Origin of the sequence: Martelella sp. UBA3392 (assembly GCF_002358775.1) — a bacterium.
Classification (GTDB): domain Bacteria; phylum Pseudomonadota; class Alphaproteobacteria; order Rhizobiales; family Rhizobiaceae; genus Martelella; species Martelella mediterranea.
Genome location: NZ_DEPM01000018.1, coordinates 9,586 through 22,281, shown reverse-complemented (window position 1 = coordinate 22,281; position 12,696 = coordinate 9,586). Strand labels below are relative to the sequence as shown.

10 protein-coding genes are annotated in these 12,696 nt (G+C 62.5%); 3 read left to right on the top strand and 7 right to left on the bottom strand.

Annotated features, from left to right (window positions below):
* The 3 genes from B4E36_RS01585 to parE form a co-directional block, all read right to left on the bottom strand.
* On the bottom strand, positions 1 to 572 hold a 572-nt coding region (locus B4E36_RS01585), incomplete at its 3' end, for a patatin-like phospholipase family protein (RefSeq protein ID WP_345899899.1).
* A 270-nt stretch (positions 573 to 842) separates the two neighbouring features.
* Entirely contained in the window at positions 843 to 1,982 is a 1,140-nt protein-coding gene (locus B4E36_RS01580) for an esterase-like activity of phytase family protein (RefSeq protein WP_345899898.1), read from the bottom strand.
* Between the two features lie 113 nt (positions 1,983 to 2,095).
* Entirely contained in the window at positions 2,096 to 4,147 is a 2,052-nt protein-coding gene (gene parE, locus B4E36_RS01575; protein WP_345899897.1) for a DNA topoisomerase IV subunit B, read from the bottom strand.
* A gap of 279 nt (positions 4,148 to 4,426) precedes the next feature.
* Here parE and tpiA point away from each other — a divergent pair, with 279 nt between their 5' ends.
* The 3 genes from tpiA (at position 4,427) to B4E36_RS01560 (ending at position 7,575) form a co-directional block, all read left to right on the top strand.
* A complete protein-coding gene (gene tpiA, locus B4E36_RS01570) occupies positions 4,427 to 5,209 on the top strand; it encodes a triose-phosphate isomerase (protein WP_292056099.1) in 783 nt (260 codons plus the stop codon).
* Positions 5,210 to 5,336: 127 nt separating this feature from the next.
* Positions 5,337 to 5,765, top strand: coding sequence for a preprotein translocase subunit SecG (gene secG, locus B4E36_RS01565; RefSeq protein WP_292056100.1), 429 nt, complete (start codon positions 5,337 to 5,339; stop codon positions 5,763 to 5,765).
* A gap of 178 nt (positions 5,766 to 5,943) precedes the next feature.
* Positions 5,944 to 7,575 carry a CTP synthase gene (locus B4E36_RS01560; protein ID WP_292056102.1) on the top strand — a complete coding sequence of 544 codons (1,632 nt, stop codon included), beginning with the start codon at positions 5,944 to 5,946 and terminating at the stop codon, positions 7,573 to 7,575.
* Between the two features lie 35 nt (positions 7,576 to 7,610).
* Here the strand turns inward: B4E36_RS01560 and B4E36_RS01555 are convergent, their stop codons facing one another.
* The 4 genes from B4E36_RS01555 to B4E36_RS01540 all read right to left on the bottom strand — a co-directional run.
* On the bottom strand, positions 7,611 to 10,223 hold the full coding sequence (locus tag B4E36_RS01555) for a sensor domain-containing protein (protein ID WP_345899896.1): 2,613 nt from the start codon (positions 10,221 to 10,223) through the stop codon (positions 7,611 to 7,613).
* Positions 10,224 to 10,418: 195 nt separating this feature from the next.
* Positions 10,419 to 10,967 (bottom strand): RBBP9/YdeN family alpha/beta hydrolase, encoded by a 549-nt coding sequence (locus tag B4E36_RS01550; RefSeq protein WP_292056105.1) that lies wholly within the window; start codon positions 10,965 to 10,967, stop codon positions 10,419 to 10,421.
* A 30-nt stretch (positions 10,968 to 10,997) separates the two neighbouring features.
* The gene (purB, locus tag B4E36_RS01545) at positions 10,998 to 12,305 is read right to left on the bottom strand and encodes an adenylosuccinate lyase (protein WP_292056107.1); all 1,308 of its coding nucleotides are present in this window, start codon (positions 12,303 to 12,305) and stop codon (positions 10,998 to 11,000) included.
* Between the two features lie 100 nt (positions 12,306 to 12,405).
* Positions 12,406 to 12,696, bottom strand: a 291-nt coding sequence (locus tag B4E36_RS01540; protein ID WP_345899895.1) for a DUF2259 domain-containing protein, incomplete at its 5' end; no start/stop codon positions are given.

Here is a 12,696-nt window from a genome sequence, read left to right as displayed (position 1 = left end):
GCGATCGCCGACAGCAGCGGACCGTCCCGCATCACATATTCGTTCTGTTCGTAAAAGTCGGTCGCGACGATCGCGAGCGGTATCTCCAGCTCGGCGAAATCGGCGGGCAGGTCTGCAGGCAGCAGCGCCGCGAACAGGACCTCGGGCTCGATCACGGCCGGCCGGAACAGGTTGAACAGCGAGCCCCAGGTTTCGCCGGTATCGATCAGCAGGCGCTTCAGCAGCGACTGGCGCTGGGTCAGCAAGTCGACGGCATATTCCCGGATTTCGTCGCCGCTCATACCGCTGGCGTAGAGCGCGCCGATGATCGAACCCATCGACGTGCCGGTCATTTGTTTCGGCTTGATGCCGAGTTCATCCAGGCTCTGGAGATAGGGGATATGGGCGAAGGCCTTGGCCGCGCCGCCGCCGAGCGCGAGGGCAAAGCCATCGCGGCCGACAGGCTCAGCCTCCAGCGCAACGCCGGGCAGATTGCGGGTGACCGTTCCCGGTCGGGTCTCGGCCCTGGCAAGACCGGTCGCGCCGGCCAGGCCAGCGGCAGAGGCGATGATGAAGTTTCGGCGCGAAGTCATTGTTTCACAGCGCTTTTCTTTTTTGTCAGGTACAGACTATAGAGAGCGTATCCATGCCCGACAAGCGCGGAAACCGGCTCAATCTTGGCGTTTGCGGAGAAACTGGTTTAACGCGTTGGTCCCATGGTTTTAGTTTCTTCCCTAACACCATGTTTCTTCGACACATAATTAACCTTAACAGCAATCTTCCACCCGGTGCCTTCCGGCGAGATCGCGGGGCCGCGTTTCACGGTGACGCGGCCCCGCCTCTTTGATTTTGCAAGGGCCGTCTTAGCGGTTCAGACCGGACAGGCTTTCGATCCGGAAGGCCAGGAACTGGGTCTTCTGTTCGGCGTTGAAATTGTTGTCCGAGGCCAGCAGCAGGAGCGGCATTCCGTCGTCCGATCGGCCGATCGTCATCGCCTCGATATTGTCCGGGGCAAGGCCGATGGCGCCGAGATCGAGGATCAGCGTCTTGGCCACCGGCACGATGGTTTCCTCGCTGTCGGCAAGCGAGGCGATGGCCGAAACATCGGTCGCGCCGTCGAGGTCGATCATGAAGATCCGGATGGTGAAGCCGCGGTTTTCGGCGAAGCTGCGCTCGGAAACCAGAAGACGGGTGTCGTCGAGCGGCATCATGTCGGAGAGGCCGTTGTCGTTCCATGCGCCGCCGTCGACCGGTGCGTGGGGAATCGGGTCGATCATGTAGATGTACTGCGCCATCGGCTCGCCGCTCTCGGCATCGTAGCGCACGATCCGGGTGGGGCTGGCAGTGGTGAGCGTCGAGGCGGGGCCGTCCTGATAGAGCGCTGCCTCATTGGCCACCAGCACGTCGCCTTCGGGCAGCACAGCAATGCTCTCGAAGGCATTGTTGTTACGGATACCGGTGGCATGGTCCTCGCTCGGCGCAAAGCCTTCCGGCAGGGTGAACGCGCGCACGAAATCGCCATCGGTCGACGTGATGCGCACGAACGGCGCGATCATCGCCTTGCCGTCGCCCTCGCTCGACCAGATCAGATTGTCGCCGAACAGGCGGATCTGCTCCGGGTCGACCGTCTTTTCCGCGAAGGACGATCCGTCCTTGTCCTTCAGCGTAACGGTCCGCACGACGGAGACATCCTGGATACCGTCGGGGCCGGATTTGATGCCGAGTTCGTAGAACCGGGCGGGAGCCTTCTGGGAACGGTCGTCGGAGATCGCGATGTAACGGTTGGTCTCCGCATCGTAATCGATCCCGGAAATGCCGCCTAACTCGACGCCGTCGACCATGGTGCCGGTATCGATGGCGAATTCACCGGCGAATGTCAGGCTGACTGGGGCGTCGCAGTCGTTGATCGGGCAATCGACGGCAATTGTCTTGCCGATATCGGCGGCATGGGCGCCTGCGGCAAGCACGGCGATAAGGGCAGTGGCGGAAAGCAGGGATTTCATGGCAGCACCTCGTGTGAGACGGCGGGAGTGTCCGTCATGGAGGTAGTGCCCTCGCTCGTTATCAGGCGTATGACACCGGCCCCGTGAGAACGTCTCCGGGCCGGCGCTCCTCGTCAGATATCCAGATTCTCCGCAAACGCCGCATTTTCCTGGATGAAGCGGAAGCGGGCTTCCGCCTTGGTGCCCATCAGATCTTCCACGGCGGCCTTGGTGCCTTCGAAATCGATCTCATCGATATCGACGCGCAGAAGCGTGCGCTTCTTCGGGTCCATCGTGGTTTCCTTGAGCTGGGCCGGCAGCATTTCGCCAAGCCCCTTGAAGCGGCTGATCTCGACCTTGCCGCGGCCTGAAAACATGGTCTTCATCAGCTCTTCGCGGTGGGCATCGTCGCGGGCGTAGGCTGTCTTGCCGCCCTGGGAGAGCTTGTAGAGCGGGGGGACCGCCAGATAGAGGTGGCCCTGGCGGATCAGCTCCGGCATCTCGGTATAGAAGAAGGTGATCAGCAGCGAGGCGATGTGCGCGCCGTCGACGTCCGCATCGGTCATGATCACGATGCGTTCATAGCGCAGGTCTTCCTCGCGGTACTTCGTCCGCGTACCGCAGCCGAGCGCCTGGATCAGGTCGGCAAGCAACTGGTTGGAGGTGAACTTGTCGCGCCCGGCGCTTGCCACGTTCAGGATCTTGCCCCGAAGCGGCAGGATCGCCTGATTGGAGCGGTTGCGCGCCTGCTTGGCGGAGCCGCCAGCCGAATCGCCCTCGACCAGAAACAGTTCTGCCCCGGCGGCGGTATTCTGCGAACAGTCGGCAAGCTTGCCGGGCAGGCGCAGTTTTTTCACCGCGGTCTTGCGGTTGACCTCGCGCTCCTTGCGCCGGCGCAGCCGCTCCTCGGAGCGCTCGACCACCCAGTCGAGCAGCTTTTCGGCTTCGGCGGGATTGGCGGAGAGATAAAGGTCGAAGGGGTCGCGGAGCGCGTTTTCGACGATCCTCTGCGCCTCGACGGTCGCCAGCCTGTCCTTGGTCTGGCCGACGAATTCCGGCTCGCGGATGAATACGGAGAGCATGCCGACGGCGGAGATCATCACGTCATCCGTGGTGATCTGCGCGCCGCGCTTGTTGCCGATCATCTCGGCATAGTTCTTCAGCCCGCGCATCAGCGCCTGGCGCAGGCCGGCCTCATGGGTGCCGCCCTCGGGTGTCGGGATGGTGTTGCAGTAGGAATGGACATTCGGGTCGCCGCCATACCAGGCCACCGCCCATTCGACAGCGCCATGGCCGCCGGTCTTCTCGTTCTTGCCGGCGAAAATCTCGCGGGTGACGGTGAAATCCTTGCCGATGGTGGCGGCGAGGTAATCCTTCAGCCCGCCGGGGAAATGGAACTCGGCCTTTTCCGGCAGGTCCTCCTTGCCTTCGACCAGCGAGGGATCGCACGACCAGCGGATCTTGACGCCGCCGAACAGGTAAGCCTTGGAGCGCGACATGCGGAAGATGCGGGCCGGATCGAATTTCGCGCGCGGCCCGAAGATTTCGGCATCGGGGTGAAAGCGGATCTTGGTGCCGCGCCGGTTCTGGGTCGGGCCGCAATCCTCGAGTTCGCCCTGCGGCACGCCGCGCGAGAAGGTAAGCCGGTAAAGCCGCCGGTCACGGGCAATCTCGACCTCCAGCACATCGGAGAGCGCGTTGACCACCGAGACGCCGACGCCGTGCAGGCCGCCGGAGGTCTCATAGGCCTTGCCGTCGAACTTGCCGCCGGCATGGAGCTTGGTCATGATCACTTCCAGCGTCGACTTGCCGGGCACCTGCGGATGGTTTTCCACCGGAATGCCGCGGCCATTGTCGGTAACCGTCAGGAAGCCCTCGGCGTCGAGATGGACGTCGATGAAATCGGCATGGCCGGCGACCGCCTCGTCCATGGAGTTGTCGATGACTTCCGCGAACAGATGATGCAGCGCCTTCTCGTCGGTGCCGCCGATATACATGCCCGGCCGCATGCGCACCGGCTCCAGCCCTTCGAGCACGCGGATCGAGGATGCGCCATAGTCGGCGTTTTCCACGGAAGCGGGCGCGGATTTCCTCGGCTTGCTGGCGCTTGAGCGCTCGGGCGGCGCTGTATCGGTTTCGGCCTTGCTGCCGCCAAGATCGGCGAAGAGGTCTTTGCTGTTGTCCATAGGGTCGGGCAGCCTGTAAAGATCGGTTTGCGCCATAATCGACGCTTTGCGGCGAATCACCCTGCTATTCTGGCAAAGTTTTGGTCGCGAAGCGATGCCGCGCCAAATTCTCGCTATAAGGGTGTGGATAGCATGGTGCGCCTTATAAAGCCGTGATTGCGCCTGCTGTCAAACTGCGGGCGGCAAAACGCCCTTTGACGGCGCGCGCAAAACGGACGACAAGGGAGAACCTTTGCCGGCCGGGCCGGCCTTGAAGCAATGAATGGGAGAAAGACGAAGATGACTGCCGCAATACGCCCCATGGTCGCCGGTAACTGGAAGATGAACGGAACCCGCGACTCGCTGGCTCAGATCCGGGCCATCGCCGAAGGGGTGAGCGGCGGGCTTGCCGACAAGGTCGACGCGTTGATCTGCCCGCCGGCCACGCTGCTTTACGTCGCGACCACGCTGACGGAAGACACGCGACTGCTGATCGGCGGCCAGGACTGCCATGAAAAGGCGCGCTCCGGGGCCCATACCGGCGATATCTCGGCGGAGATGATCAAGGACTGCCTCGCCACCCATGTCATCGTCGGCCATTCGGAGCGTCGCGCCGAGCACCATGAAACCAACCGCACCGTTTCCACCAAGGCGCGCGCGGCCTATGACCAGGGACTGACGGCAATCGTCTGCATCGGCGAAAGCCGCGAGGAACATGCTGCCGGCCGCACCATGGAAGTGTTGAAGACCCAGCTCTTTGAATCCATGCCGGACGACGCGACGGCCGAAAACACGGTCATCGCCTATGAGCCGATCTGGGCGATCGGAACCGGCCAGACGCCGGGCCCGGAGCAGGTGGCCGAGGTTCATGCCGCCATGCGCGCGGATCTGGTCGAGCGTTTCGGCGCGGCGGGCGAGAAAATCCGGCTTCTCTATGGCGGCTCGGTGAAGCCGGCAAACGCCCGCGAATTGCTGAGCGTGCCCAATGTCAACGGCGCGCTGATCGGCGGCGCCAGCTTGAAAGCGGCCGATTTCCTCGCCATCTATCAGGCCTATGAGGATATCCTGTCCTCGGCAAAGTAGGAATCGACGGCGGATCGGGCCGAAAACGGCCAGAAAAAGGGGTTGGATTGCTGGCCGGCCTCATGTAGAGAGACGCCAGTTATTCTAGCGGGCCCGGACCTTCAAGGCGGGGCCGGATTGGACATTCATGCAGACGGTATTGATCGTAATTCACCTGATAATCGTCGTTGCGCTGGCCGGTGTGATCCTCATCCAGAGGTCTGAAGGCGGCGGGCTCGGCATCGGCGGTGGTTCCGGTTTCATGACCGCGCGCGGCACGGCCAATGCGCTGACGCGCACCACGGCCATTCTCGCAACGCTGTTTTTCGTGACCTCGCTCGGTCTCGGCATTCTCGCCCGCTACCAGGGCAATCCGTCGGATATTCTCGACCGGATCGAACAAAACGCCGAAACCGACGGGCAGGGCATCCTCAACCAGCTTGGTGGTTCCGTGACCACGACGCCGGCTGCGCCCAATGAGAGCGGCGTTCCGAGCGGCAGCGACGGTTCTTCGGCTCCGGCCGTCAGCACCCCGGCGCAAGATTCGAACGCCACCGGCGTTCCCACCGGCGACTGATCGCCGCACTCGAACTGACATCAGCCGGCGGGCCATCCCGCCGGCATTTCTTTGGGCCGCTCGTCGCGCGCAAGCGTCGGCGATGCGGCATTGTTGTGACAATCGACCGGGGATGCATGGGCTTTTTTGCGTAAAGGCTCTGGCAGAATCGGTTTGAAAACGGTATCGGAATAAGCCCATGGCGCGATATATTTTCATCACAGGCGGCGTGGTTTCCTCCCTCGGAAAAGGCATTGCCGCGGCAGCACTCGGTGCATTGCTGCAGTCACGGGGCTATCGGGTCCGGCTCAGGAAGCTCGATCCCTATCTCAATGTCGATCCGGGCACGATGAGCCCGACCCAGCACGGCGAGGTTTTCGTCACCGATGACGGGGCGGAGACCGACCTCGATCTTGGCCATTACGAGCGCTTTACCGGCCGCTCGGCGACCAAGACCGACAACATCACCACCGGCCGGATCTACAAGAACATTCTCGACAAGGAGCGCCGCGGCGATTATCTCGGCGCGACGGTGCAGGTCATTCCGCACGTCACCAACGAGATCAAGGACTTCGTGCTCGAGGGCAATGAGGATTTCGATTTCGTGCTGTGCGAGATCGGCGGCACGGTCGGCGATATCGAGGCGATGCCGTTCATGGAAGCGATCCGCCAGCTCGGCAACGATCTGCCGCGCGGCAACGCCGTCTATGTTCACCTGACGCTGATGCCCTATATTCCGGCGGCGGGCGAGTTGAAGACCAAGCCGACCCAGCATTCCGTCAAGGAACTGCAGGCGCTCGGCATTCATCCCGATATCCTGCTGGTGCGCGCCGACCGGGAAATTCCCGAGGCCGAGCGCCGCAAGCTGTCGCTGTTCTGCAATGTGCGCGAATCCGCCGTGATCCAGGCGCTCGATGTCGCCAATATCTACGACGTGCCGCTCGCCTATCACCACGAAGGGCTGGACGACGAGGTGCTGCACGCTTTCGGCATTGACCCGGCGCCCGTGCCGCGCATGGATGCCTGGAAAAAGGTCAGCGAGCGTATCCGCACCCCAGAAGGCGAGGTGACGATCGCGATCGTCGGTAAATATACCGGGTTGAAGGACGCCTACAAATCGCTGATCGAGGCGCTGCATCACGGCGGCGTTGCCAATCGGGTCAAGGTCAATCTCGAATGGATCGAGTCGGAAATTTTCGAGAAGGAGGACCCGTCCCCCTATCTCGAAAAGGTCCATGGCATTCTGGTGCCGGGCGGCTTCGGCGAGCGCGGCTCGGAAGGCAAGATCCAGGCGGCCCGCTTTGCCCGCACCCACAAGGTGCCGTATTTCGGCATCTGCTTCGGCATGCAGATGGCCGTTATCGAGGCGGCGCGCAATCTGGCCGGCATCAAGGATGCCTCGTCCACGGAATTTGACCGCAATGCCAGCGAGCCGGTCGTCGGCCTGATGACCGAATGGGTCAAGGGCAACACGCTTGAGAAGCGGTCCGACAGCGACGATCTCGGCGGGACGATGCGGCTCGGCGCCTACAAGGCCCATCTTGGCGCGGAGACCAAGATTGCCGAGATCTACGGCACGACCGAAATCTCGGAACGCCACCGCCATCGCTACGAGGTGAATTTCGGCTATCGCGACAAGCTCGAGGCCTGCGGGCTGGTGTTCTCCGGCATCTCGCCGGATGGCGTTCTGCCCGAAACGATCGAATATGCCGACCATCCCTGGTTCATCGGCGTACAGTACCATCCGGAACTGAAAAGCCGGCCGCTGGAGCCGCATCCGCTGTTTGCAAGCTTCATCGAGGCCGCTCTGGAGCAGAGCCGGCTGGTATAGCGGACGTTTGACTGGCAATCGGAGCGGGCGACCGCTCACGCCACTACGGTTTGCTCGCGAAGCACCTTCTCTATTTCGCTGGCCGGCATCGGCCGGCCAAGCCAGTAGCCCTGAAGGACGTCGCAGCCGAGCTTGGTCACGATCTCGGCGTGGCGCCTGGTTTCCACGCCTTCGGCGATAACCTTGATCTTCAGCGTCTTGGCGATGTCGATGATCGATTTGACGATCGCGCGCTGATCGGGCGAATGCGGCAGTGGCAGGACCAGTTCGCGGGCGATCTTGAGGCCGTTGGGCGCGACCTTCAGGAGGCCGCTGATCGATGTGTATCCCGTGCCGAAATCGTCGACATCGATGCAGATGCCCAGCCTCCTGAGCTGCTTCAGATTGTAGGCGCTGATATCGTCCGGCTCGTCCAGGAAGATCGATTCCAGAAGCTCGAAGGTCAGCTTGCCCGCCGGAAGCTCGAATTCCTCCAGCGCGGAAACCAGCGCCGGATCGCTCAGGCGGCGCGGCGAGAGGTTGAGCGAGATGCCCGGCGGATCGAGCCCGAGATCGCTCCAACGCCGAAAATCGCTGGTCGCCTGGGCGAGGATGCTGGTGTCGATCATGTTCATCAGGTTCAGCGTTTCCGCCAGCGGCATGAATTCCGACGGCTGGCCGAAACTGCCATCAGCGTGGCGCCAGCGCGCCAGCGTCTCGATGCCGGTCAGCCTCAGCGTCTTCGCGTCAAACTGCGGCTGGTAGAAGGGGATGAAGTCGCACTGCTCCACCGCCTGCATGAGCCGGTCGACAGGCGTGCGGTTGGCGGCAACCGCGCTTTTGAGATCGGCTGAGTAGAAGGCGATGCGGTTCTTGCCCTGCTGCTTCGCCAGCTTGAGGGCGAGGTCGCTGTTCTTCATCAGACTGCCGGCGGACAGGTCTTCGCAGGCGTCCGCGGTGACGATGCCGACGCAGGCGCCGATCCGGATGCGATGCTCGCCCACTTCGAGTGGCTTGGACAGTTCCAGAAGCATGCGCTTTGCAACCTGTTCCAGGCCGGCGGCGCCGTTTGTGTAGCTGCAGATGAAGGCGAATTCGTCGCCGCCCACGCGCGCGACGAAATCATTGTGGCGGCTGACGCTCAGCAGAACCTGGGCTGCATGGCGCAGCACCGCATCGCCTGCGCCATGCCCGTAGCTGTCGTTGACGGCCTTGAAGTCATCGATATCGATATGCATCAGCGCAATCTTGCCGGCCGTTGTCGGCGCCATTTCGACGCGGCGCGACAATTCATCGTCGAGAAAGCGTCGGTTGGGCAGGCCGGTCAGATAATCGTGCAGGGCCGCCTGCTCGATGTCGGACTTGGCGCGGTCGAGCTCGAAATTGCGGGCTTCGGCGAGCTGCTTTGCGGTGATCAGGTCCTGGCGCAGCCGCACTTCTTCGGTCACGTCCCAGTTGATGCCCAGAATGTTCTGCTGCCCTTCATCGTCGATCCGCATGGTCATCAGAGCGCGAACATGACGCACGGAGCCGTCGTCCTCCCGGTTGATCTTGAACTCATCCGAGACCGGAGGGTCGCCGGGTTTCAGCGAACTCAATGCCGTCTTGACGCGATTGAGGTCATCCGGGTCCGTGATCGCGCCAAGACGGCTGGCGTGGTAGGTTTCGGCCTCTTCCCCAAATCCGTAAATCTCGCAGATGCGCTTGTCGGCAATCACCAGGCCCGTCGCCGGATTGTACTCGAACACGCCGATGCGGGAGGTGCTCAGGGCCAGTTCGAGCCGCTGACGGGTGCGCGAAAGAAGCATTTCGGCATTCTTGCGGTCGGTGATGTCGCGGTCCGTGCCAACAATGCGTGCCGGTTTGTGGTCGGAGAAGCTCGATACCGCGTCGCCGCGACACTCGATCCAGATCCAGTGTCCATCCGCATGGCGCTCGCGGTATTCGAAGTTCATGTATTGAGGATCGCCGGTCTTCTGGCGCTCGATCGCGTTGGCCACGAAATCGCGATCGTCCGGGTGGACCAGTTGCAGCCATTCCTCGGTCGATCCGAAGGGCTGCGGGCCACCGCCGGGATAGCCGCGCATCGTCAGCCAGGTTTGCGAATAGAAGAACTGGCCGCGCCGGTAGTCATGGTCCCATACGCCGAGCCCCGAACTGACGAGCGCATAGTCCCAGCGATGGGCGCGTTCGTTGGCTTCCAGTTCGCGCAGCTTTTGTGCGTTGATATCGGTGCAGCTCAGCAGGGAAAGCGCTTTGCGGCCTTCGTGTTCGGGCCGCAAGGGCTTGTTGGAGCAGAGCATCCAGCGCCAGGGACCATCGGGCCGCGGGCCGAAACGTATTTCCCGGGTAAGCGGCTTGCCCTTCTTCTCCGCCGTGGTCAGCAGGGATTGCAGCACCGGCCGGTCGTCTCTGTGAACCCAATCGAGAATATTTGCGCCGACCAGGTCGCTTCCCTTTGCGATCGCCTTGAAGCTGTCGTTGACGGCCCGGATCTTGAGACTGAAGACGTCAAGCGCCACCATCGCGACTGCCGAGCCTTCGATTGCGGCGGCCGCTATTCCCGATTTGCTCCAAAACTCACTCCTGTCCTCCGTCAACGTTTGCCCTCTTGCTGGAGGCGGTTTTGACAGATGCTGGACTTGCTTTGCTCGGCTGCAAGGCCGCATCAGCCCGGTTCGCGCGCTCCCCTCGATTTTCTATATTTGGCCGATCCGGATGCAAAAGTCATCGTGGACCGACCCTACAAGTGTGGTCCATGAATGAAGAAAGTCAATTCTGATTTGAAAACGGAAGAGAATTCAGTCCGCTGAAAGCGTGTCCGAGATATCGTGAAGTCCCGCGTTCTCCGGCGTTATTCTGCCTTACAGATGCGCCAGAAACCGCCCGAACATCAATATGCCCTCAGGCCAGGGCCCGAACCCGTCTTCCTCATTGATATGCCCGGCCTCGCCGACATCGAAGAAGGCCGAGCCCCAGGCATTGGCGACGTCGCCGGCGTGATCGAAGGAGCCGAAGGAATCATTGCGGCTGGCGATCACGATGCTCGGAAACGGCAGCGGGTCGCGCGGATAGGGGCCGAAGGTCTGGAGATGCTTCGGCCGGATCTTCGGATTGTCGACCTCCGGCGGCGCGACGAAAAAACCGCCGGCCACCGGTTTTTCGAACCTGGGCAGCCCGAGGATCGCGGTGGGGATGCCGAGGGAATGAGCGACCAGCACGACCGGGCGCGTGGAGGCGTTTACCGTCTCGACGAGTTTGTCGACCCAGTCCTCCACGACCGGCTTGTTCCATTCCGCCTGTTCCACCCGCCGGGCCGTCGAGAGCTTCTGCTCCCAGCGGCTCTGCCAGTGTCCCGGCCCGGCATTCTTGTAGCCGGGGATAAGAAGGATATCTGCTTCGGAGGCTTTCATGAGGATCGTCGTCTTGGATAGAAGCGGGCGTCAGGCTTCGCCGAAAACCCGCTTGAAAATGGTATCGGCATGCTTGGTGTGGTAGCCGAGGTCGAACTTTTCGCGGATCGTCTCTTCGGAAAGGGCGGCGCGCACTTCCTCGTCGGCGAGCAGTTCCTCCAGGAAGTCCTTGCCTTCCTCCCAGACGCGCATGGCGTTGCGCTGAACCAGGCGATAGGCGTCCTCGCGCGACACGCCGGCCTGCGTCAGCGCCAGCAGCACGCGCTGTGAGTGAACCAGCCCCCGGAATTTGTTGAGATTGTTCATCATCGTCTCGGGGTAGACAAGCAGCTTATCGATCACGCCGGTGAGCCGGGCGAGCGCGAAATCGAGCGTTACGGTGGCGTCGGGGCCGATCATCCGTTCGACCGAGGAGTGCGAAATGTCGCGCTCATGCCACAGCGCCACATTCTCCATCGCCGGCAGCGCGAAGCTGCGCACCATGCGGGCAAGCCCGGTGAGGTTTTCGGTCAGAACCGGGTTGCGCTTGTGCGGCATTGCCGACGAGCCCTTCTGGCCCGGCGAGAAATATTCCTCCGCTTCCAGAACCTCGGTGCGCTGCAGGTGGCGGATTTCCGTCGCAAGCCGCTCCACCGACGAGGCGATCACGCCGAGCGTGGCGAAGAACATCGCATGCCGGTCGCGCGGGATCACCTGGGTCGAGACCGGCTCCGGCTTCAGGCCCATGGCTTCCGCGACATGTTCCTCGACCCTGGGGTCGATATTGGCAAAGGTGCCGACGGCGCCGGAGATGGCGCAGGTGGCGATTTCTTCGCGCGCGGCGACAAGCCGGTCGCGGCAGCGGTCGAACTCGGCATAGGCCTGGGCGAGCTTGATCCCGAACGTGGTCGGTTCGGCATGGATGCCGTGCGAGCGACCGATGGTGATCGTGTCCTTGTGCTCGAAGGCGCGGCGCTTCAGGGCGGCAAGCAGCTTGTCGAGGTCGGCGAGCAGCAGGTCGCTCGCGCGGGTGAGCTGGACGTTGAAACAGGTGTCGAGCACGTCGGACGACGTCATGCCCTGATGGACGAACCGGGCGTCGGGGCCGACGATTTCGGCAAGATGGGTGAGGAAGGCGATGACGTCATGCTTGGTGACGGCCTCGATCTCGTCGATGCGGGCGACATCGAAGGTCGCGGTGCTGCCCTTTTCCCATATGGTCTTGGCCGCGCTTTCCGGGATCACGCCGATTTCGGCCAGCGCGTTGCAGGCATGGGCCTCGATTTCGAACCAGATCCGGAATTTCGTTTCCGGCGACCAGATTTCCGTCATCTCGGGGCGGGAATAACGCGGTATCATCGAGGCTTCGTCCTTCACATTTCCATCTGGCAATGCGCATAGACCATTTCCGGCGCAAATGAAATCTTTGCGCCGGCAAAATGCTCCGTGTCCCTGTATTTTAAGGGCGGAACGGCACGGCGATCCAGCGCCCGTTCGGTCCCTCGAAGCCTTGCGACAGCACGATCACCAGCGCGACATGCACGGCATCCGGCCCGCCGCCGCCATAGGTCATCATGCCGCCAAGGCGGTAGTCGAGCGGACAGTTGCGGCTTTCCGGCAGTCGTTCGTCTTCGTGGACCTCCCGCTCCGCGCCTTCGGGGCTGCGATAGGTCAGGCGAAAGCCGCGGGCATCGGGCGTGATGTCGCGGCAGGCGGCGTTCGGGGCGAGCGGGAAGGTTTCGAGGACCAT